This is a genomic window from uncultured Lutibacter sp., assembly GCF_947493565.1.
Lineage (GTDB): Bacteria > Bacteroidota > Bacteroidia > Flavobacteriales > Flavobacteriaceae > Lutibacter > Lutibacter aestuarii.
In genome coordinates this window covers 1-22,671 of sequence record NZ_CANLRG010000012.1, presented here as the reverse complement: position 1 = coordinate 22,671, position 22,671 = coordinate 1, and the positions used below count along the sequence as shown (strand labels likewise).

Below are 22,671 nucleotides of genomic sequence, written 5' to 3'. Positions count from 1 at the left end.
AGGGTTTCCACTAATTTACTTTTACATTTTTATGGTATGGATTATAAGTATTATAATTTCCTATAGTATTTTAAAAAAGTATTATGAGTAGTCTTTTAGTTATTTTAATTATTGTTGTTTATTTAGCTGTCATATTTTATGTAGCATTTTGGGCTGAAAAAAACTCAAAAAGCAAATGGGTAAACAATCCTTATATTTACACGCTTTCTTTAGCTGTTTATTGTACAGCCTGGACCTACTTTGGAAGTGTAGGATTGGCTGCAACTTCGGGATTAACTTTTTTAACAATTTACTTAGGACCTGTTATTATTATTCCTGTTTGGATTATTTTAATGAGAAAGGTTATTAGGATTTCAAAAATCAATAAAATATCTTCAATAGCTGATTTTGTTTCTTTGCGTTATGGAAATAATCGCTTTTTAGGAGCGTTAATCACTTTTGTGTGCGTTTTAGCTATCGTACCTTATATTTCTTTACAATTAAAGGCTATTTCTGAAACATTTAATGTAATAACTAAGCACCATATTATAGGAAACTCTATTATTAATGATACCACTTTCTATATAGCCATTTTGTTGGCCATTTTTGCAGCATTTTTTGGTACACAACATACCGATGCAACGGAACGACATAAAGGAATTATTACTGCTGTAGCTTTAGAATCTATTATAAAATTGGTGTTCTTTTTAATAATAGGTTTGTATGTTACTTTTTATTTATTTAATGGTCCAACAGATATTTATAGTAAGGTTTCAAAATTGCCAAATTTTGAAATTCAGCAAACAATAAATGGTGTTGAAGGTGGGTTTAATTGGTTTTTGTTAAGCATTTTATCAATGATAGCCATTATGTTATTACCAAGACAATTTCAGGTTACAGTAGTTGAAAATGAACGCGAAAAATATTTAAAAAAAGTAACTTGGCTGTTTCCCTTGTACTTATTATTATTTAATGTTTTTGTAGTATTTATTGCTTGGGGAGGAAAAGTAGTTTTTGAGAACCAACAAGTAGATGCAGATTTATTTAGTTTATTACTGCCCTTAAATAATAATCACGAATTTTTAGCCTTATTAGTTTTTTTAGGAGGTTTTTCTGCGGCAATATCAATGGTAGTAGTTTCAACATTGGCACTTTCAACTATGTTAAGTAATAACTTGATAATTCCTTATGGTTTTTTAAGAAAATATAGTGAAGGTGAATCGGAAGAGAATACGGAATCTATTAAAACAATTAGACGTTTAGCTATTTTTTCATTAATTATTGTTGCGTACTTTTTTTATAAATTTTTTACGTTAGATAGGTCTCTGGTTTCTATTGGCTTAATCTCATTTGTGTTAATAGCACAGTTGGCACCCTCATTTTTTGGAGGTTTATTTTGGCGAAGAGGTTCTTCAAAAGGAGCCATTTATGGAATTATTGCAGGTGTTATAATTACTATTTACACTTTAGTAATTCCATTTACAATAGACTCTCAATTAATTTCAACATCATTAATTAATGAAGGTTTATTTGGTAGTAACATATTAAAACCGTATCAGCTTTTTGGATTGCAAATTTTTGATCCTGTACCTCATGCTTTTTTTTGGAGTCTATTTTTTAACTTTTTAATTTATGCAGCTATTTCAGTTGCAATAAAAGGAAGTTATAGAGAACGAAATTTTGCTGAAATGTTTGTTGATAGTAATAAATATGCTTCAATGCATGAAGATGCGTATGTATGGAAAGGAGAAGCGTATGTTAAAGATATTAAGAAGGTGTTAACTCGTTTTTTAGGTGATAAAAGAACCGAAAGAGCATTAAATTTATTTTATATGAAGCATAATTTGAATAAAAATATTCAATATGCAGATGCTAGGTTGGTAAATTTTTCTGAAAAATTATTGACAGGAAGTATTGGAAGTGCTTCTTCAAGAATTTTAATTTCATCAGTAGTAAAAGAAGAAGAAATTAGTTTGCCAGAAGTTTTAAATATTTTAGATGAAACTCAAAAAGCGAAAGCATCTAATAAAGAACTTAAAGAAAGAGACAAACAAAAAGACGAATTTTTAGATACAGTAGCACACGAATTAAAAACTCCAATAACTTCAATTAGAGCACTTTCTGAAATTTTGTTAGACGATGAAGAAATTGATACTACTACTAAAAATAAATTTTTAACAAGTATAGTAAGTGAAAGTGATCGTGTAAGTAGGTTGATTAATAATATTTTAGATTTAGAAAAGTTGGCAACTGGAAAACAAAAATTAAACTTAAATAAAAATTCAATTGAAACAACCATCCAAAAATCAATTGATGCTGTTCAACAATTAGCATTTAAAAAAGGAGTAAAAATTAATGAAGAAGGGGTAAAAAATACAACATTATTATATGATGAAGATCGAATACAACAAGTTATATTAAACCTCTTATCCAATGCTATCAAGTTCTCAAATGAAGAAAATGGAGCCGTAGCAATTTTTACATACATAAATGAAAATAAAATTGAAATTTCTGTTGAAGATAATGGAAAGGGAATACCTCAAGATGAGTTGGATTTGATATTTAATAAATTTTACCAATCAAAAAATCAAACTGTGGTTAAACCTGAGGGTACGGGATTGGGGTTGGCTATTAGTAAACAAATTATTGAAAGTCATAATGGTAAAATTTGGGCAGAAAATATCAAGCCTAACGGAGCAAGATTAACATTTACATTACCCTTAAATTCTAATTAACATGAGAAAAATATTAATAGTAGATGACGAACCCAACATAGTAATGTCATTAGAGTACATTTTTAAAAAAGAAAATTTTGAAGTTTTTATTGCACGTGATGGTGAAGAGGCAATTGAAATAGCTGAAACTACTATACCAGATATTATTTTGTTAGATATTATGATGCCTAATGTAGATGGTTATCAGGTACTAAATTATTTAAAATCCAATGAAAAACTAAAAGAAATAAAAGTAATTTTTCTTTCAGCCAAAAATAAAATATCAGATGTTGAATTAGGATTACAATTAGGGGCAGATAAATACCTGTCTAAACCTTTTTCAACAAAAAAACTAGTAAAAGAAGTAAAAACATTATTAACTAAAAAATAAATGCTTATTGCAATTAGAAAACAAGCAACTAAGTACACAATCAAAAATTAATAGTATGAGTTATCAAAAACATTACAACAGCAGTATTGAAAATCCTGAAAAATTCTGGAAAAAACAGGCAAGCAACTTAAAATGGTATAAAGACCCAACGACTATTTTATCAAAAGATGAAAATGGTTTTGATCGCTGGTTTGCCGATGGAAAATTGAATATGTGCTATTTAGCAGTTGACAAACATGTTGAAGATGGTTTTGGAGAACAACAAGCCATTATTTATGAATCTCCAGTTACTCAACAAAAAGTAACCTACACTTATAATGAAGTTAAAAGCAAAGTGGAGCGTTTGGCAGGCGGACTTCGCGATTTAGGTGTAGAAAAAGGAGATACCGTTATTATATATATGCCAATGATTCCTCATGCAGCATTTAGTATGTTAGCTTGTGCACGTATTGGTGCCATACATTCTGTTGTTTTTGGTGGTTTTGCTCCTCATGAATTGGCTATTAGAATAGACGATTGTAAACCAAAAGCAATTATAACAGCAACTTCTGGAATGGAAGTTGATCGGTTAATTGCGTATAAACCTATGGTGGATGAAGCTATTAAATTAGCTCAACACAAGCCAGAAAAAGTAATTGTATATCAACGTAATTTAGGAGCAGTAAACCCAAAAACAGAACGTTATATTAGTTATAAAAAACTTGTAAAAAAATCAAAACCTGTAGAATGTGTTGCAATGAATGCAACCGATCCATTATACATTTTATATACTTCAGGTACAACAGGAAAACCAAAAGGAATTTTACGAGATACAGGAGGTTATGCTACGGCATTAAAATACTCAATGAAAAATATTTATGGAGTAGATGAAGGAGATACTTTTTGGGCTGCTTCGGATGTAGGTTGGGTAGTTGGACATAGTTATATTGTTTATGGACCACTTTTAAACAGAAATACAACCATAGTTTTTGAAGGGAAACCTATAAAAACACCTGATGCAAGTACTTTTTGGAGAATTATTAGTGAAAATAAGGTGAAGGCTATGTTTACAGCTCCAACAGCAATTAGAGCAATTAAAAAGGAAGATCCTGATGGTGAATTGTTAAAAATGTATGATTTAAGTTGTTTAAAATATCAATTTTTAGCGGGTGAACGTTGTGATGCTGCTACCCTTAATTGGCTAGAAAATCAATTAAATATTCCTGTTATAGACCATTGGTGGCAAACGGAATCTGGATGGCCCATGCTATCCAATATGATGGGGGTTGAAGCCTTACCTGTTAAATCTGGTTCTGCTGGAAAAGCAGTTGGAGGTTATGATATCCAAATTTTAAACTCTGAAGGCAAACAATTAGAACCAAATCAAGAAGGTTTTGTTGCGGTAAAATTACCACTACCTCCTGGAACACTTTTAAACATTTGGGGAAATACTGAACGTTTTGTTGATGGCTATTTAAAAAGATTTGATGGGTATTATTTCTCTGGTGATGGAGGTTATAAAGACGAGGATGGTTATGTATATATTACTGGAAGAGTTGATGATGTAATAAATGTGGCCGGACATCGATTATCTACAGCTGAAATGGAAGAGGTGGTTTCATCAAATCCTTCTGTGGCTGAATGCGCTGTTTTTGGAATTCAGAATGAACTGAAAGGGCAAGTACCTTTGGCTTTAGTTGTTTTAAAATCTGGTGATTATGTTTCGAGTTTCGAGTTAGAATATAATATTGTACAAGAAGTAAGAAAACAAATAGGGCCGGTAGCTTCCTTAAAAAAAGTATTAATTGTTAAGCGTTTGCCTAAAACACGTTCAGGAAAAATTCTTCGAAAATTACTTAGAAATATAGCAGATGGTGTTGAATATACAATTCCTTCAACAATTGATGATCCAGAAATTGTTTCAGAAATAACTCATGAATTAAAATTACATAAAATTGGTATTTATGAACATGCTACTGAGGAAGAAAAACAAACGCTGGATGATTTACAGGTAGATTCTTTCATCAAATATTATAAATCTTACCAACATAGTGTAAATGATCCAGAAGGATTTTGGGCACAAATTGCTGAAACTTTTACCTGGCGTAAAAAATGGGATAAAATTGTTGAATATGATTGGGAAACACCTAAATTTGAATGGTTTAAAGGAGCAAAGTTAAACATTACAGAAAACTGCTTAGATAGACATTTGGATAAAAGAGGTGATGATTTGGCTATTATTTGGGAACCTAACGATCCTAATGAAGCCAATAGAACTTTCACGTATAGAGAATTGCATGCTGAAGTAAGTAAATTTTCTAACGTTTTAAAAAATAACGGAGTAGAAAAAGGGGATAGAGTTTGTGTGTATATGCCTATGGTCCCTGAGTTAGCAATTGCTGTATTAGCGTGTGCTAGAATTGGAGCAGTGCACTCTGTGGTATTTGCAGGATTCTCTTCAGTAGCATTATCAACAAGAATCAATGATGCGGAGTGTAAAGTAATTTTAACAACTGATGGAGTGTATAGAGGAAGTAAAGCAGTTGATTTAAAAGGGATTGTTGATGAAGCTTTAGAATCAACACCATCTATTGAAACCTCTATTGTGTTAAATAGAATTAATGCAAATATTACCATGAAAGCAGGACGAGATATTTGGTGGCATGAAGAGTTAGCAAAAGTATCAGATATTTGTCCAGCAGAAGAAATGGATGCCGAAGATATGTTGTTTATTTTATATACTTCAGGTTCTACAGGTAAACCAAAAGGAATGGTTCATACTTGTGCGGGTTATATGATCCATACAGCATATAGTTTTAAAAACGTTTTTCAATACAAACATGGAGATGTTTATTTCTGTACAGCTGATATTGGTTGGATTACCGGCCATTCTTACATCGTTTATGGACCTTTAGCTGCCGGAGCAACTACTTTAATGTTTGAAGGAATTCCATCTTATCCAGATTATGGACGTTTTTGGGAAATTGTCGAAAAACACCAAGTAAATCAATTTTATACTGCACCTACAGCTATTAGAGCATTAGCTGCGCAACCTAATGAGTTAATTGATAAACATGATATTAGTTCAATTAAAGTTTTAGGAACTGTTGGAGAACCTATTAATGAAGAAGCTTGGCACTGGTATGATGAAAAAATTGGGAAACAAAAATCTCCAATAGTAGATACTTGGTGGCAAACGGAAACAGGTGGAATTATGATTTCTCCTTTAGCTGGGGTTACACCAGCAAAACCAACATTTGCAACAAGACCTTTACCAGGTATTCAACCTTGTTTGGTTAATGAAAATGGAGAAGAATTAAATACGAATCCTGCAGAAGGAAGGCTGTGTGTTAAATACCCTTGGCCTTCTATGGCAAGAACTATTTATGGAGATCATAATCGTTATAAAGAAACCTACTTTACAGCTTTTTCTGGTAAATATTTTACCGGAGATGGATCGTTTAGAGATTTAGAAGGAAATTATAGAATTACAGGTAGAGTAGATGATGTAGTTATCGTTTCTGGTCATAATTTAGGTACAGCTCCAATTGAAAATGTAATAAATGAGCATAGTAATGTGGTGGAATCTGCTATTGTTGGGTATCCGCATGATATTAAAGGAAATGCTTTGTATGCTTATGTAATTGTTTATGAAACACCTGAGAATGATGACTTTTTACGTCATGAAATTAACGATTTAATTGCACGTACTATTGGACCAATAGCTAAATTAGATAAAATTCAATTTGTGCCTGGATTACCTAAAACACGTTCAGGAAAAATTATGCGACGTATTTTACGTAAAATTGCTGAAAACGAAACTTCTAATTTAGGAGATATTTCAACCTTACTAAACCCAGATGTAGTACAAGCAATTATGGATGGTTCATTGGTGAAATAAATTACAAACTTAAAGGTAATCTAAAGCGTTTTCATAATTTTTGAAAACGCTTTTTTTGTAAAATAAATTTCAATATTTTTTGGTAAATGAGAAAGTCTAAACTTTTAATCTGTAAATAATACTACTTTTAGTCGATTATTTTAAAACCTTATTTAGAGTAATTTCAAATTAGAAGATCTTAAACTCTTAAATGATAAATGTCATATTTTAAAATATTTAAATACATATTTTTGTAACTTAAGTTACAATAAAATACGATGCCAATAAAAAGTTATATTCTTCATTGTGAGGAGAATAGTAAAAAAGAATTACTAAAAGAACTTCATAAACTATCCGAATGTGAGATAATTCCTGCTCAAAATCATGAAATAATTATTGTTGTAACAGATACAGAATCAGAAGAATCAGATACAAAAATATATAATCAACTATTAGAAATGAAAGGCTTGAAACATTTGTCATTGGTTTCAGGATTTGATGCTAAATAAAATTAATATGGTACAAACAAACGTAGATCGTAGATCTTTTATTAAAAAAATGGCTGCTGCTGCAGCAATGACTGCTGCCGCAACAATGTTCCCAGGAATAATTTTTGCTTCTGAACAACTTGAAAATTTACCTAAAGGAGGAAATTTAGATTGGAAAAAAGGACCTTGTCGTTTTTGTGGTGTTGGTTGTGGTATTTTAGTTGGAGTTGAAAATGGGAAAGCAGTTGCGGTAAAAGGAGATCCAAATAGTTCTGTAAATAAAGGACTTCTTTGTGTAAAAGGATACCACCAAACAATGTGTATTCAGGCGAAAGATCGTTTAACATATGCGTTGGTTAAAAAAAATGGAACCTATGTAAAAACTCCGATTAATGAAGCTTTAGATATTGTTGCTAATAAAATGAAGCAAACAATTAAAGATCACGGAAAAGATTCGGTTGCAATGTATACATCTGGACAATCTACAATTCCAGAAGGTTATGTAGCTTCAAAACTAATGAAAGGAGCTATTGGAACTAATAATTTAGATTGTAATGCACGCTTATGTATGGCAAGTGCAGTTGCTGGATTTTTAACAACTTTTGGTGCTGATGAACCAATGGGGTGTTATGAAGATATTGATCATGCCGATTACTTTATAACTTGGGGTAATAATATGGCAGAAATGCATCCAGTTTTATTTTCAAGAATGTTAGAGCAAAAAAATAGTAGAGGAGCAAAAATTATTGATTTTGCTACCAGAACAACACGTTCTAGTATGGCTGCTAATAAATCTATTTTATTCGAGCCCCAAACAGACTTGGCTGTTGCAAATGCTATTTGTTATGAAATTATTAATAATGGTTGGGTAAATAAATCATTTGTAGAAAAACATTGTAACTTTAATAAGGGATTAACAAATATGGGATATGGGCTTGAAGATAATTTCAAATTTAATGATAAGCCTGAAGAAATTAATTTTGAAGAATACAAAAAATTTTTAGAAGATTATACGCCTGAAAAAGTTGCAAAATATTCAAAAGTATCTGTAAAAGATATTAAGTATTTAGCGAATATTTATGGTAACCCAAATAACAAAGTAGTGTCATACTGGTGTATGGGTATGAACCAACACACTAGAGGAACTTGGATAAACAATTTAGTTTATAATATTCATTTACTAACAGGTAAAATTTCACAACCTGGAAATGGGCCATTTTCTTTAACTGGACAGCCATCAGCTTGTGGAACCGCTCGTGAAGTAGGTACATTTACTCATAAATTACCACATGGAGTGGTGATAAATAAAAAAGATCGTGAAATGGCTGCTAGAATTTGGAAAGTACCAGTTGAAAGAATTCCATCAAAACCAACGTACCATGCAACCGAAATGTTTAGAGCTGTAGATCGTGGAGATATTAAATTTATTTGGACTCAAGTTACAAATCCATTAGTATCCTTGCCAAAAACAGGTCGTTATAGACCAGCAATGCAGAAAAATTCTTGTTTTGTAGTCGTTTCAGATGTTTTTCCAACACCAACTTCAGATGTTGCAGATGTAATTTTACCAGCAGCTTGGCACATTGAAAAATCTGGAATGTATGGAAACTCTGAAAGAAGAACACAGCAATGGGATAAAATGGTTGAAGGTCCAGGTGAAACTATGCCAGATGCTTGGATGACTATTGAAGTAGCTAAGAGAATGGGATACGGAGATTTATTTCCATACAGTGAAGAAAATCATGCAGAAGAAATTTATAATGAATATCGTCAATTCCACGAAGGAGCAAAACATGGAATGGCTCCATTAGAAGTATTAAAAAAGCAATCTGGTGTAATTTGGCCTTATGTAAATGGAAAATCTACACAATGGAGGTTTAATGCAAAATATGATCCAGCTTGTACAAACGGGGAAGATTTTCATTTTTATGGAAAAAAAGATGGAAAAGCAATTATTTGGCAACGTCCATATGAAAATGCACCTGAAATGCCAGATCAAGAATATCCATTCTGGTTAAATACAGGACGAGTTATTGAACATTGGCATACAGGTTCTATGACTAGAAGAATTCCAATTTTGCATAGAGCAATGCCCAATGCTTATGTAGAATTACATCCAGAAGATGCAATGAAACTTGGAATTAGAAATGGAGAGCAAGTGAAAGTAACTTCACGAAGAGGCTCATGCACATTGCCTGCATCAATCAATGAAAGAGGTTTACCAACAAAAGGACAAGTTTTTGTTCCTTTTTTTGATGAAAGTTTGCTAATTAATGATGTAACTCTTGATGCTTTTTGTCCTATTTCTAAAGAACCCGATTATAAGAAGTGTGCAGTAAAAATTGAAAAAGTATAATTATGAAACGATTATATTTTATAGGAATATTTGCTTTACTAACAATGACCACTATTTTTATTTGGTCAAAAAGTTATTATACTGAACAAGAAGAAGCTTATGTTATACTTCCTGTTGAAAAGGGTACTGCTTTAATTCCTTCTGAAAAAGGAGTTTTTGAACGCTCTGAATTTGCCAATGATTATGCTACAATGCGTGATGATTATAAAGGAGGAAGAAGTTTAGATACCTATTATGATAATAGAGCATATCACGGAGCACCCCCAAGCATTCCTCACCCAATTATAAATGAGCTAACTATGGGAGGTAAAAGCTGTTTAAAATGTCATGAAAACGGTGGTTATGTAGCAAAGTTCAAAGCATTTACACCTGTTGTTCCTCATCCTGAAAAAGTGAATTGTAGACAATGTCACGTTCCTCAAAAAACAACAGGATTGTTTAAAGCAATTCATTCAAGAGAATTTCCAACTCCAAGTATTAATAACGAAGCTTTTATAGGAGCTCCACCTGTAATTCCTCATCAAATTCAATTACACGAAAATTGTTTGGCTTGCCACGCAGGACCAGCAGCTCCAGTTGAAATAAGAGTATTGCATCCAGAACGTTCAAATTGTAGACAATGTCACGTATTAAACAATAAAGAAACAACGGATATTGGAGATTTTATTAGATAAAAGATGAAGGAAATGATACAAAAAATAGTAGTAAAAACATTAATAATAGTTATAGGTTTATTTGTAATCTCTTGTAAACATAGTCATGAAAATAACTATCATACAGTTACAGATAAAATTGAAGCAAAAACTGTTTCACCAGAAAATTTAACTATTACTTCTAAAACCTTTAATGAAAATATAAAGACAGTAAAGTTTGCAGAAGATGGTTATGAATTTTTAATTCCTGAAAGAAAAAGTCAAATCACATCATACAATTGTACAGAATGCCATACACAACCAATTGAAAAATTAAAACAAAATCAAGTTGGTGAAAAAGCAGCACATTGGAATATCAAACTAGCTCACGCTGGAGTTGAAATTATGAATTGTGCAACGTGTCATTCAAACGGTAATATGGATAATTTACATAGCTTAACCAATAGCGAAATAGATTTTAATTACAGTTATAAATTATGTAGCCAATGCCACCAAAAAGAGTTTAAAGACTGGAAAGGTGGCGCACACGGAAAACAACTAGGAGGTTGGGCACCACCTAGATTATCTAATACTTGTGTAAATTGTCATAACCCACATAAACCTGCATTTGAAAAACGTTGGCCAGTTAGGTTCAATACGCAGAAAGTTAAAGAGCGTCAATAATAGAACAATTGTTTTAATAAATAAACTAAACAATGAATAACGATAATAAAAAATGGTATTCTTTAAATTTAAAAAAATCTCCAAAAGTAGATTCTTGTGGATGCGGAAATGATTCAGGCTCTTGTTCAGGTGAAAAAACAAAAGATGGATACGATCAAGTTATGAATGTATCTATGGGTAGAAGAGCAGCATTTAAAAAAATAACTGCAGGTTTTTTAATTGGAGCTGGAGCGGTTAGTTCTTCTTGTAGTGTTGTGAGTGGTGATGAAAACAAAGAGAAATCAGGTATAGAATGGGAGGAGTACTTTAAAGGAAATTATAAGTTAATGACCGATAAAGAAAAAGAGGAAACTGTGAATCGCTTAACAAGATCCTATGAATTGCGTACTGGAGAAAAAATAAATATGACCTCTAAAGATGCTGAAAAAGATGTATTATTTGGTTATGCATTCAATATTTCTAAATGCCAAGGCTATATGGATTGCGTAAATGCTTGTGTTGAAGAAAATAACCAAGACAGAGCTACTGAAATGCAATACATTAGAATCCATGAGATGGAAGATGGAAAAGGATTTAATTTTGAGGAATCTGATGATAATTATTACCATGAGGTTCCAGCCGAAGGACATTTTTATATGGGAACACAGTGTTTTCACTGTGATAACCCACCCTGTGTTGAGGTTTGTCCAGTACAAGCAACTTGGAAAGAAAAAGATGGCATTGTTGTAATTGATTACGATTGGTGTGTTGGCTGTAGATATTGTATGGCAGCTTGTCCTTACGACGGAAGAAGATTTAACTGGAAAACACCTGAAGTTCCTGAACAAGAAGTAAACAAAAAACAACATTATTTAGGAAACAGACTTCGTAAAAAAGGTGTTATGGAAAAATGCACTTTCTGTATACAGCGCTCACGTGAGGGTCAAAATCCAGCTTGTGTTGAAGCTTGTCCAACTGGAGCAAGAACATTTGGAAACTTATTAGATCCTAAAAGTAATATTCGTTGGATTTTAGAAAACAAGAAAGTGTTTAGATTAAAAGAAGATTTAGGTACCGAACCAAAGTTTTGGTACTATATGGATTAATAAAATTAGAGTTGCTCTTATTTAAGATTGATCTAGTTACATTATTGCGTAAGGGATAGAGCGGTTTGTTTGAGCTCTTTTTATTAGAAAATAAAAAAGCGAGAAGCGAAAGCCCAACCTTTTAGAATTAAAAGGATACGCCCAAATAAAAAATAAAAAATGAAGACATTAAAAGTTTTTGGAAATTTAATTAAAGATGGTTTTTTAGAAGTTACTCACGGAAGTAAAGCTTATCATGTTTGGATGGCAGTTTTATCTTTTATAATGCTGGTTGGGATGTATAGTTATAGCATTCAGTTGGAAGAGGGTTTAAGTGCAACAGGTATGACAGATCGTGTGAGTTGGGGATTGTACATTTCTAATTTTACTTTTTTGGTAGGAGTGGCAGCAGCAGCAGTAATGTTAGTATTACCAGCTTATGTACTTAAAAACATAGATTTTAAACAAGCAGTATTAATAGGGGAAGGGTTGGCAGTTGCAGCTTTATGTATGTGTTTGGTATTTGTAATTGCAGATATGGGTGGTCCTGCTAGATTATGGCATATGATACCCGTTATTGGGGTGTTTAATTTTCCAAATTCAATGCTTACTTGGGATGTATTGGTGTTAAATGGATATTTATTTATCAATATTACCATTCCAATGTATATTTTAATTATGCGTTATCAAGGAAAAACTCCTAATCCTAAAATTTATATACCAGGAGTGTTTTTATCTGTTTTTTGGGCGGTTGGTATTCATATGGTTACAGCATTTTTATACCAAGGATTACAAGCTAGACCATTTTGGAATAATGCTTTATTAGGACCAAGATTCTTAGCATCTGCATTTGCAGCTGGACCTGCTTTAATTATAATTGTATTAGCCATAATTAGAAAATTTACAGCTTTTAAAATACCAGATACTACCATTAAAAAAATTAGTATGATAGTTACTGTAGCTGCTCAAATTAATTTAATTATGTTAGTTTCTGAATTATTTAAAGAGTTTTATGCTCCTACACACCATAGTATAAGTGCAGTATATTTGTTTTTTGGTTTAGAGGGAAAAACAGCTTTATTACCTTGGATTTGGACTTCTATTAGTTTAAATGTTGTAGCAACAATTGTTTTAACGTTTCATAAATTAAGAAGTAACTTAAATATTTTATATGTTGTTTGTGGAATGTTATTTATTGCAATATGGATAGAAAAAGGATTTGGATTAATTGTTCCTGGATTTATTCCTGGACCTTGGGGTAAAATTGCTGAATACACTCCAACTTTAGTTGAAATTTCAGTAACACTAGGTATTTGGGCAATGGGAGCATTTATATTTACAATTTTAGCAAAAACAGGTATCGCAGTTGAACTAGGTCAACTAGTTTATAAAAAGAAAAATTAACGACCAAATCAATCAACATCATAAAAAAGTCTATTCAAATTTGAATAGACTTTTTTATAATAGTCCTTTTTTCTGATTTCTTCTAAATAAATCAGAATAATGAATATTTCTTTCTTGTTTTAATTTAGCTATTATTTTTAAAAATAAAAGAGCGGTAATATAAGCATCTCCAGATGCGGTATGTCTATCGTGTTTAGGAATTTTAAACTCAGCGCATAAAGCATCTAAATTAAAATGATTGTCTTTTTTACCAGCTAATTTTTTATATAAAATTCCAGTATCAATGCTTTTATTTTTAAGTTTAGGTAAGTTAAATCGTTTTAAAGCGGTATTGATTATTTCAATATCAAAAGCTGCGTGATGCGCAACTAAAACGGAATTTCCAATATAATTTATAAAATGCTGAATCGCTTGTTTTTCTGAAGTTTTGGAAATGTTTCCTTCTTTTAAAATTCCGTGAATTTGGACAGTTTCAACTTTAAATTTATCTTGTTTTAAATACAATTCAAAATTGTTAGATACATCTATTATATTGTTTGTAATACTGACAGCTCCAATAGATAAAATTCTATCATTTTTAATATCTAAACCAGTAGTTTCTGTGTCGAAAACTACAAAGGTTGTAGTTTCAATTTTTTGAGACTGTTTTTGTTTGATTTTTTTTAAGTAATTTTTCCAAAAATCAGGATACGTTTTATGTTTTAAAAATGAGAGCATTGTTTAACATTAAAGATATGAAACATTTACTTAATAAAAAGAAATTTTAATTGTTTTCGACTTTTAGTATCAATAAAAATATATCCAATATTTGTGATAAAATGACTAATTAAAACGGCAATAATTGCTCCGGTAATTTCAAGTTTTGGAATTAAAATTAATGAAAGTACTATATTTGAAATACAACCAATAATAAAGCGGTAAACATTTTTTTCGATGTTGTTAGTAGTTATTAAGTGCTTTTCATAAATCATTCCTGTAAAAATAATCAAAGGTGCCCAGCTAAATAATTTTAAATCACTATGAATGTTAAGAAAATCGTTCCCAAAGAAATTATATAAAATAGAATAGCTAAATAGCTGGTAAATCACGACAATAATAAAACCTAAAACAAGCATATAGATTAAAAGTCTGCTTATTTTTTTGTAATAAATTCTAAGGTTTGAAGTGTATGATTCTGTTAATGAAGGAAACAACGCATTGATGATTGAGAAGCCAATATTCCAAGTGAGCGTGATAATTAAATAATAAATAGTGGCGTAAAGCCCATAAGTTTCATCTCCGTGATAATATTTTAAAAGAAAATCATCAATTACGATATAAAATAAAACTAAAAAGTTTGATAGCATTAAAGGGAATGAATTCTTTAATAAATAGAAAGCCATTGTTTTTGAAAAAACTAATGATTTTAAATCAAAGATATTTTTGAGTTTTACGATAAATAAGTAAAAAATGCTTTGTAATAAAAAATCTAAAATTAGTAAAGCAGCAAAATAATTTATTCCGAATTCGTTCTTTACTCCATAATATTGAAGAAATACTATGAAAAATAAACTAATAGACTTGCTTATAAAAACATATTTAGTTTGTTTTAAGGAGTGAAAATAATATTCGAACACATCAAAAATTCTGACTAAATAGCTTAAGCAAATAAAAAAGTATATGATAAAGAGTTCATTTTCTAAAAATAGAAATGAATAAACACCTATAATACTAGCGGTAAATATCCAGCTGAAAAGCCTTAAATAAAATGCTGTACCAATAATGAATTTTATTCGTTTTGGATAAAAAACAATTTCACGAATACAAATTTCTGATAACCCTAAAAATAATAGAGGTGTGAAAAAGCTAATAAAGGTTTCTGCAAACTTTAATTTACCAATATTTACAGTTCCTAAAGAATTAAAATTTTTTGGAATAATTATGATTGCAACCAATAAACTGGTAACTTTTTCTGCAATAAACCATTTTGTATTTAAAAAATCTTGTTTACTAAAAAGCACTAGGGTTTCTTTTTAAACTATAAAGATTAAACTTTTTTTGTAATCTTGTACCTTAAAGTAAAAAAATGTCACCAGAGTTTTTAAGACGCTATTATATTTTAAAAATTGTTTCAAATCCAGTTTCATTTGGAATTGACAATGATACGTATGTAAAACTTAAAGAACTTCAAAATAAGCTAGAAGATAAACAGCTAGAATTCAAGGACAATACCTTTTTGAAAAAACTAAGTTCTCATAACAAAAAGACGATAAAAAGAGATTTAAAAATAATTTATGACGAATTTGGTGTAGAAATTAAATTAAAAAGAAATTATGGTTACTATGTGAATCAAGGAGAGGTTTCGGAGGATGTAAAAAGTATTTTTTCGCGAGTCGAACTATTACTTATTAGTAGAAAATCTGCTGAAATTAACTCTTGTATTTCTTCTGAAGATTCATCATTAAATACAAATATTGATACGCTTGGATTAATAAATGCAATTGAAAAAAAGTATGTAATTCACGTTAGTTATAGCGGATGGTACGATGATAATGAATTTGAAGAAATTGAGAAAAAACCATTTCAACCGCTATACTTAAAAGAAAAGGATAAAGCATGGTACCTCTTAGCAAATAGTACAGAAACAAATGAAATTAAAACATTTTGTTCAGACGATAGAATAAAGGAGATTAAGATATTTAAAAAAGAAGTCGAAAATCCTATTTCATTTGATGGAGAAGCGTATTTTAAAAATAGTATCGGAATTTTAAATGAAGGTAAAGCTGTTGAAAAAATTAAAATTAAGGTGGTAAATCATCATTTGAAATATTTGTTGGTAAAGCCACTACATAAAAGCCAGAAGTTGATTGCTTTAGCAAAAGATATGGATTTGTTTGAATTTAAAGAACAAGGTGGACTTAGTTATGAAAACCCTGATGTTTGGGGAGAAATTGAAGTAACCTTAAAGCTAAATTATGAACTTATTATGGAGTTGCTTAAATACAATCAGTGGATTAAAATTGTATCTCCGCCTTCAGTTGTTAAAGACTTTAAAGAGCACCTTGATTTGATTGTCAATTATTATCAATAATTACTTTATTTAAAATAATTCTAATTATTTAAATGGACTTTGTTTGTCTATTTGAGGTAAGTAGGTTTGTATCAAACAAACCAAACCCTATGCCAACCTTTGAAGTAAAAACAAACCAAACTATTAATTTAGGTGGAGAATATATTGATAAAGGTTTATCCGTACAAATTAGCACGATGTTTTCAAATCCTTTTGATGACATTGAAAAAATTCACAAAGCATTTATAAGAGTTCACGGAATTGACTTTAAAAAAGAAGGTTATTTAAGTCTTGGGTATTTTGGGTATGAGAAGGTTTAGAACTAAGAATATTAAAAAGAGTTTTATAAATTAAAATTTTTGATGTAATGACAATTACGATAACAATAATAAGTTCAATTATTTCCTTGATAATAGGTTTGCTGATTTCAAGGTCATATTTTATACATAAGAATTATAAAAAAGGTAAAGAAGATGGAGCATATGAAAAAGAAAAGGAACTTTTTTTGAATTCAAATAATGAAAGCTATAAATCAAAGTTAGATGAGAAGGAAAGAGAGTTACAGTTTAATAAAGGGTTAGAGAAAGGGAGAGAAGAAGAGAGGAGTAAATTAAATGTACAGATTGTTCCTATTGTAGAGATAGATGATGGTTTTTTTCGCAAAACCTTATTTACGGGGTATAATATGCAAGTAGTATATGATGGTATGTATATTGGAGAACCAAAATACATTAGAGAAAGAAGAATTGAAAATTTTAAAGATGAAAATTTTAAGATGGTAATTAATACGTTAAAAGATTCAATAGAATTAGCAACAAAAGTTTATACCGAAAGAAATTTGAAAATAGATATATCAAAAATGCCTAAAAAACCAACCCAAAAAAGTGTTGAAAAATAATTTAAGATATGAAAGATGAAAGTTTGAAAGTAGACCCAGAAATTTGTATTGACTGTGGAGAGAATATTAGTGAATGTGAATGTTGGCATGGAGGAATAAGAGAATAGATTATACTAAAATAAGCAACAGTGAAAAAGAAAGAGTAAATTTAATCTTTGGGCTTGATTAAATTTAATTAAAAGCGTTGCATTTGTAACGCTTTTTTTACATTCCAATTTGAGCAAGTTGAAATCGTGTTTTAATCAATTCCTGAATATCTTTAATAGGTTTAAAGCACCCTTTGAGTTTTAATTTTTCAGATTTATTCAAAAGATTTAAGTCAACAAACCTACCAGAATCATTATGTTTTATACCCTGTTCAGTTTTATAACGGAGTAATATTTTAAAAGCATCAATACAAGATAAATACAACTCTTTATTTTGAGGTTCAATTTTTGCTAATTTTCTATATCTGTCAATAGTATTGTTTTTGTTCTTTATATTGTGTGAAAGTATAAGTAAGCGAGCGGCATCAATCAAAGGCATTAAAGCCCTGCTTTTTAAATCGAACTGATCTTTATGTTCTCCGTCATTCTCAACTAAAAATTGTCTAAAAAAGCCAAGTGGTGGAGGATTTACTAAAGCATTTCTCCCTAAAAAATTTAAAAAAATCTCATAAGATTTAATGGATTTAAAAATGCTTTTAGACATTTTTTTTACCAACTCTTTCTCTCCGTATACTAAATTATAGTCAAAAAATATGGTAGAAAGCATAATAGATTTTTCTGAAGGCTTTGTAATCCATGTATTAAATTGATGTTTCCATTCACTTAAAGATAAACACCATTTAGAATTACTTGCCATCATTTCTGCAGGGCAATATTCATATCCGATTATATGTAGCTTTTCAGTAATTTTTTTTGAAAGATTCATAAAATACTCTTGGGTAGATTTGTAAATCTCATCAGTTACATCTTCAAATACTAAAGCATTATCTTGATCGGTAATTAAAAGTTGCTCTTTTCTACCTTGACTGCCTAAAGCCAACCAGCTAAACTTTGCTGGGGGGCTAGTTTTCATTTCTTTTAATGATAGTTCTATAGATTTGATAGTTATGGCATCTGTTATTTCTGAAATAATTTTTGAAATAAATACAATTGGTATACGCTGTTCAATATAACCTTTTAATAAGCTTGACGCTTTTTCTCTAATATATTTTAAAGAATTGACATTTTTTGCACGTTTTATTTCTTTAATTAAAACAGAGGGATTGTTTCCATGAAGCACTACAATATCGTGTTCAGATAATATACCGATTAAAGCAGAATTTGAAGTCCCGTCTTCTGTAATGCATAAATGGGTTATTTGATGCTTTATCATAGCAATTTGAGCCTCTGCAATAGTAATTTTTTTAGGAAAAGTAATAACCGGAGAAGACATAATTACAGTTACTTTTTCTTCAATAGAAATTAAACCAGTTGCAATTTTAAGTCGAAGATCTTTGTCGGTAATTATTCCTATTGGTTTGTTGTCTTCAACAATTAAAATAGAGCCAACTCTTTTGGAACTCATGATTAAAGCAGCATCTTTAATAGTTGAAGTTTTTAAACAAGTAATGGGATTTTTACTAAATTGAGCAGTTTGAACTTCGGTAAATGCATTGTTTTTTTCTAACGAATCTACATTTGCAAACAAATGGCTGTTAGCTTTATTGGCATATGGAGTTTTAATATTAGAAACAAAGCTTGCGGTTATAAATTTAGTTGCTTTGTCATTGGTTTTAATAATCTCTTTTAAAATTTCTACTGAAATGGCATATAATAAAGATTCTTCATTTGCTTTGGCACTCATTAAATAATGATCGTTTTGAATAAGTGGACGCAATCCAAAAATATCGCCTTCATCACAAATATCTACTAAAATTTGATCTTCTCCCATGGTTCTGTATAATCCAATAGCGCCATCTTTTACAATGTAGAAATTTTCATGAGGGTTTTCTTCTTGTTTAAATATAAAGTTTCCTTTTTCTAAATAGGTAACCTTAACATTTGAAGCTATTTTATAAAGTTGATCTTTTTCTAACACATCAAAAGGAGGGAAGTTTTTTAAAAAATCAAAAATCCTTTCAGCAATGGTATTTTTCATAATAAATTGATGTGATGATAAACATTAAAAATACAAAATTAGTTGTAACCATTCTATCTAATTAAAAGAAAAGCCTATTCAAAATTTTGAATAGGCTTTTTGGTTTACAATTATTTATTTTAATTCCATTCTTTTCTAAACCTTAAAAGCTCATCATCAATTAGTTTTTTAGAGGTAAGAATTAATTCTTCAGGATTTTCAGATTTAACAGGTTTTAAATAACTTACCTTAATTTCAGTTCTCCATTTTCCAAAACATCTGATAAAGTGGGGTAAAAACGTATCATCTCCAATCCAAGCATCACCTAAATTTTTATAATCTACTGCAATTGGAAGTACAGGCACACCCAATTGAGCTGCTAAAATAAAAGCTCCAGGTTTAAAGTGAATAGTTGTAGGTTTTACATGGGTAGTTCCTTCAGGAGTATTTAAAATTGAAAAACCATTTTTTAAGGTTTTTAAAACTTTGTTTCTAGTTTTTGCTCTGTCTGTTTTATTTTCTCTATCAACAAAAATAACACCAGTTGTTTTACAAACATTTCCAATTAAAGGCCAAGATGCTACTTCTTTTTTAGCTATTGGATATCCTAAAATATTTTTTAAGATAACTATAGAATCAAAATAAGTTCTATGATTTGAAATTATTAAACCACTTTCTTTAGGTTCTTCTCCATAAACTTTAATTTTTGAACCTACAATATAATGTAGTAAACGTATGATGGAACGTCTATAAATAATACCTCGTTCCACTTTTTTAGTTTTACTTTTATAAAAAATATTGGTAATTAACAATAAACCATAAATAGTTATGGTAGTTAATGCAAATAAAATAAGTCTAATTATTGCTAAAAGGGTTCTTAACAGTATCATTTATTTGAAATAACTAAAATTTTCTCCTTCTTTTATGTTTAAAAGTGTTTCATAAATTAATTTAATTACATTCTCAACATCGTCTTTGTGAACCATCTCCACAGTTGTATGCATATAACGAAGTGCTAAAGAGATTAAAGCGGATGGTACTCCTCCATTGCTATAGGCAAAAGCATCGGTATCGGTTCCTGTTGATCTTGAAGATGCCATTCTTTGAAAAGGAATTTTTTTAGCAGTTGCAGTGTCAACAATTAAATCTCTTAAATTATTTTGAACCGCAGGAGCATAGCTAATTACAGGTCCATCTCCAGAAATGGTTTCTCCCTCTTTCTTTTTGTCAATCATTGGGGTGGTAGTATCATGACAAACATCAGTTACAATGGCAATATTTGGTTTAATAGTTTGTGTAATCATTTCTGCACCACGTAATCCAATTTCTTCTTGAACCGAGTTTGTAATATACAATCCAAACGGAAGTTTAATATTATTTTCTTTTAACAAGCGAGCCACTTCAGCAATCATAAAACCACCCATTCGGTTATCAAGTGCTCTACAAACAAAATTATTTTTATTTAAAATAAAAAATTCATCAGGATAAGTAATTACACACCCTACATGAATACCTAATTTTTCGACTTCTTCTTTCTTTTTACAGCCAACATCAATAAATATATTATCTAATTTAGGAGTTTCTTCTTTCCCACTAACTCTGGTATGTATAGCTGGCCAACCAAACACTCCTTTTACAATTCCTTTTTTGGTATGAATGTTAACTATTTTTGAAGGAGCTATTTGGTGATCGCTTCCTCCATTTCTAATTACATAAATCAATCCTTCGGGAGTTATATAGTTTACATACCATGAAATTTCGTCAGCGTGTCCTTCAATCACAACTTTAAATTTGGCATCTGGATTTATAACCCCAACAGCAGTTCCATAACTATCGGTAATAAAATTGTCAACATAAGGTTTCAAATACTCCATCCATATTTTTTGCCCTTCACTTTCATAACCTGTAGGAGATGCATTATTTAAATACTTTTCTAAAAATGCAATCGACTTTTTATTCAATATTTTTTTGCTCATTTGTATACATATATATTATTAAAGAAAACGAAGATAACAAAATGTTATATATGCTTACAATTTATTATGAGTATTTAAGTTTAAACTTTTGAAAATTTGTTCAAAACAGACTTTGTATTTTTGTATTTTTGGAATCTTTTTTGATGTAACTATGAAATGATGAAAATTAACTGGAAAAAACACACCTATATATTAATAGTACTTTTAAGTACTTCAATTTTTTCACAAGAAGAAAAAACTAAAGATTCAATACCATTATCTGAAAGGTATATAGTTTTTGAAGGAGATACTCTATTAATAGAATTAGATGAAGTTTTATTACTTAAAAAATTAAAGTTTGAAACTAATTATGACAGAAGATACTATTATTGGTATCGAAAAAAAACTTTAAAGGCATACCCATACGCAAAATTGGCAGCGGATAGAATTCAAGTTTTAAATGAAAGATTGGAGAATATTAAATCAAAAAGAAGAAAAAAAATCTATACCAAAAGAATTCAAAAGTACTTAGAAGGAGAATTTACAGACCAATTAAAGAAGTTAACTCGTACTGAAGGAGAAATTTTAATTAAGTTAATTCATAGACAAACAGGTCAAACAGCATTTGATTTAGTGAAAGATTATAGAAGTGGGTGGAAAGCTTTTTGGTACAACACTACCGCTAACTTGTTTAAATTGTCATTAAAAGATGAATACAATCCCGCAGAAAACAAATTTGACTATTTAATTGAAGACATTTTACAAAGAGCATTTGTGGATGGTGTACTCGAAGAACAACCTTCAAAATTAAATTTTAACTATATCGAACTCGGTTCAAGAGTAATTGACGTTCCAAAACCTAACTTAAAAGCATCAAAGAAAAGTTAAATTACTATTGCAAGTTTGCTTAATTTGAATTATATTAGCTGTCCTTTTAAAAGGAACGCACTCCAAAGTATTTTTTTAAATAATATAAATAGCTATTTATCAGTTGATTGTTTTTTTAAATAAAAAAACTTCAAAAAAAGGTTAAAAAAAGTTTGTATAGGAATAAAAAAGAGTGGTATATTTGCAGCCGCTAACAAGGGAATGGGT

General features: G+C 30.1%; 18 protein-coding genes. 13 read left to right on the top strand and 5 right to left on the bottom strand.

What is annotated here, in order from left to right; genetic code table 11:
* Positions 1-83 precede the first annotated feature (83 nt).
* From Q0714_RS13360 to dsrP, 9 genes are all read left to right on the top strand, one after another.
* On the top strand, positions 84-2,714 hold the full coding sequence (locus Q0714_RS13360; protein ID WP_298265893.1) for a sensor histidine kinase: 2,631 nt from the start codon (positions 84-86) through the stop codon (positions 2,712-2,714).
* Position 2,715: 1 nt separating this feature from the next.
* Entirely contained in the window at positions 2,716-3,084 is a 369-nt protein-coding gene (locus Q0714_RS13355; protein WP_298265891.1) for a response regulator, read from the top strand.
* Positions 3,085-3,091: 7 nt separating this feature from the next.
* Positions 3,092-6,964 (top strand): acetate--CoA ligase, encoded by a 3,873-nt coding sequence (gene acs, locus Q0714_RS13350; protein WP_298265889.1) that lies wholly within the window; start codon positions 3,092-3,094, stop codon positions 6,962-6,964.
* 257 nt (positions 6,965-7,221) lie between these two features.
* On the top strand, positions 7,222-7,452 hold the full coding sequence (locus Q0714_RS13345) for a chaperone NapD (protein ID WP_298265886.1): 231 nt from the start codon (positions 7,222-7,224) through the stop codon (positions 7,450-7,452).
* Positions 7,453-7,459: 7 nt separating this feature from the next.
* Positions 7,460-9,787: a molybdopterin-dependent oxidoreductase gene (locus Q0714_RS13340; protein WP_298265884.1), complete on the top strand. Its 2,328-nt coding sequence runs from the start codon at positions 7,460-7,462 to the stop codon at positions 9,785-9,787.
* A 2-nt stretch (positions 9,788-9,789) separates the two neighbouring features.
* Entirely contained in the window at positions 9,790-10,461 is a 672-nt protein-coding gene (locus Q0714_RS13335) for a cytochrome C (RefSeq protein WP_298265882.1), read from the top strand.
* Between the two features lie 12 nt (positions 10,462-10,473).
* Positions 10,474-11,103: a cytochrome c3 family protein gene (locus Q0714_RS13330; protein ID WP_298265880.1), complete on the top strand. Its 630-nt coding sequence runs from the start codon at positions 10,474-10,476 to the stop codon at positions 11,101-11,103.
* Between the two features lie 32 nt (positions 11,104-11,135).
* On the top strand, positions 11,136-12,188 hold the full coding sequence (locus Q0714_RS13325; RefSeq protein ID WP_298265878.1) for a 4Fe-4S dicluster domain-containing protein: 1,053 nt from the start codon (positions 11,136-11,138) through the stop codon (positions 12,186-12,188).
* Positions 12,189-12,347: 159 nt separating this feature from the next.
* Positions 12,348-13,571: a sulfate reduction electron transfer complex DsrMKJOP subunit DsrP gene (gene dsrP / locus Q0714_RS13320; protein ID WP_298265876.1), complete on the top strand. Its 1,224-nt coding sequence runs from the start codon at positions 12,348-12,350 to the stop codon at positions 13,569-13,571.
* 54 nt (positions 13,572-13,625) lie between these two features.
* Here dsrP and Q0714_RS13315 read toward each other — a convergent pair whose 3' ends face one another.
* Entirely contained in the window at positions 13,626-14,288 is a 663-nt protein-coding gene (locus tag Q0714_RS13315) for a PolC-type DNA polymerase III (RefSeq protein ID WP_298265874.1), read from the bottom strand.
* 26 nt (positions 14,289-14,314) lie between these two features.
* Positions 14,315-15,571 carry an oligosaccharide flippase family protein gene (locus tag Q0714_RS13310; RefSeq protein ID WP_298265872.1) on the bottom strand — a complete coding sequence of 419 codons (1,257 nt, stop codon included), beginning with the start codon at positions 15,569-15,571 and terminating at the stop codon, positions 14,315-14,317.
* Positions 15,572-15,636: 65 nt separating this feature from the next.
* Between Q0714_RS13310 and Q0714_RS13305 the strand changes: the two genes are divergently transcribed.
* The 3 genes from Q0714_RS13305 to Q0714_RS13295 all read left to right on the top strand — a co-directional run bounded on the left by Q0714_RS13305 (position 15,637) and on the right by Q0714_RS13295 (position 17,518).
* Positions 15,637-16,641, top strand: a complete 1,005-nt coding sequence (locus Q0714_RS13305) for a WYL domain-containing protein (protein ID WP_298265870.1) — start codon at positions 15,637-15,639, stop codon at positions 16,639-16,641.
* Between the two features lie 89 nt (positions 16,642-16,730).
* Positions 16,731-16,940, top strand: a complete 210-nt coding sequence (locus Q0714_RS13300; protein WP_298265868.1) for a DUF6140 family protein — start codon at positions 16,731-16,733, stop codon at positions 16,938-16,940.
* 47 nt (positions 16,941-16,987) lie between these two features.
* The gene (locus Q0714_RS13295) at positions 16,988-17,518 is read left to right on the top strand and encodes a hypothetical protein (RefSeq protein WP_298265866.1); all 531 of its coding nucleotides are present in this window, start codon (positions 16,988-16,990) and stop codon (positions 17,516-17,518) included.
* Positions 17,519-17,722: 204 nt separating this feature from the next.
* Here the strand turns inward: Q0714_RS13295 and Q0714_RS13290 are convergent, their stop codons facing one another.
* From Q0714_RS13290 to Q0714_RS13280, 3 genes are all read right to left on the bottom strand, one after another.
* Positions 17,723-19,642: a DUF294 nucleotidyltransferase-like domain-containing protein gene (locus tag Q0714_RS13290; protein ID WP_298265864.1), complete on the bottom strand. Its 1,920-nt coding sequence runs from the start codon at positions 19,640-19,642 to the stop codon at positions 17,723-17,725.
* Between the two features lie 119 nt (positions 19,643-19,761).
* A complete protein-coding gene (locus Q0714_RS13285) occupies positions 19,762-20,511 on the bottom strand; it encodes a 1-acyl-sn-glycerol-3-phosphate acyltransferase (protein ID WP_298265862.1) in 750 nt (249 codons plus the stop codon).
* Positions 20,512-21,597 carry a M42 family metallopeptidase gene (locus Q0714_RS13280; RefSeq protein WP_298265860.1) on the bottom strand — a complete coding sequence of 362 codons (1,086 nt, stop codon included), beginning with the start codon at positions 21,595-21,597 and terminating at the stop codon, positions 20,512-20,514. It lies immediately after the preceding gene.
* 156 nt (positions 21,598-21,753) lie between these two features.
* Between Q0714_RS13280 and Q0714_RS13275 the strand changes: the two genes are divergently transcribed.
* Positions 21,754-22,464 carry a DUF4294 domain-containing protein gene (locus tag Q0714_RS13275; protein ID WP_298265858.1) on the top strand — a complete coding sequence of 237 codons (711 nt, stop codon included), beginning with the start codon at positions 21,754-21,756 and terminating at the stop codon, positions 22,462-22,464.
* Positions 22,465-22,671: the final 207 nt, after the last annotated feature.

Coding starts and splice junctions, on each gene's coding strand:
- Q0714_RS13275 (WP_298265858.1), top strand. CDS start 21,754: ATGATGAAAATTAACTGGAAAAAACACACCTATATATTAATAGTACTT.
- Q0714_RS13285 (WP_298265862.1), bottom strand. CDS start 20,511: ATGATACTGTTAAGAACCCTTTTAGCAATAATTAGACTTATTTTATTT.
- Q0714_RS13360 (WP_298265893.1), top strand. CDS start 84: ATGAGTAGTCTTTTAGTTATTTTAATTATTGTTGTTTATTTAGCTGTC.
- Q0714_RS13325 (WP_298265878.1), top strand. CDS start 11,136: ATGAATAACGATAATAAAAAATGGTATTCTTTAAATTTAAAAAAATCT.
- Q0714_RS13300 (WP_298265868.1), top strand. CDS start 16,731: ATGCCAACCTTTGAAGTAAAAACAAACCAAACTATTAATTTAGGTGGA.
- Q0714_RS13345 (WP_298265886.1), top strand. CDS start 7,222: ATGCCAATAAAAAGTTATATTCTTCATTGTGAGGAGAATAGTAAAAAA.
- Q0714_RS13280 (WP_298265860.1), bottom strand. CDS start 21,597: ATGAGCAAAAAAATATTGAATAAAAAGTCGATTGCATTTTTAGAAAAG.
- Q0714_RS13315 (WP_298265874.1), bottom strand. CDS start 14,288: ATGCTCTCATTTTTAAAACATAAAACGTATCCTGATTTTTGGAAAAAT.
- Q0714_RS13355 (WP_298265891.1), top strand. CDS start 2,716: ATGAGAAAAATATTAATAGTAGATGACGAACCCAACATAGTAATGTCA.
- Q0714_RS13330 (WP_298265880.1), top strand. CDS start 10,474: ATGATACAAAAAATAGTAGTAAAAACATTAATAATAGTTATAGGTTTA.
- Q0714_RS13295 (WP_298265866.1), top strand. CDS start 16,988: ATGACAATTACGATAACAATAATAAGTTCAATTATTTCCTTGATAATA.
- Q0714_RS13335 (WP_298265882.1), top strand. CDS start 9,790: ATGAAACGATTATATTTTATAGGAATATTTGCTTTACTAACAATGACC.
- Q0714_RS13340 (WP_298265884.1), top strand. CDS start 7,460: ATGGTACAAACAAACGTAGATCGTAGATCTTTTATTAAAAAAATGGCT.
- dsrP (WP_298265876.1), top strand. CDS start 12,348: ATGAAGACATTAAAAGTTTTTGGAAATTTAATTAAAGATGGTTTTTTA.
- Q0714_RS13305 (WP_298265870.1), top strand. CDS start 15,637: ATGTCACCAGAGTTTTTAAGACGCTATTATATTTTAAAAATTGTTTCA.
- Q0714_RS13290 (WP_298265864.1), bottom strand. CDS start 19,642: ATGAAAAATACCATTGCTGAAAGGATTTTTGATTTTTTAAAAAACTTC.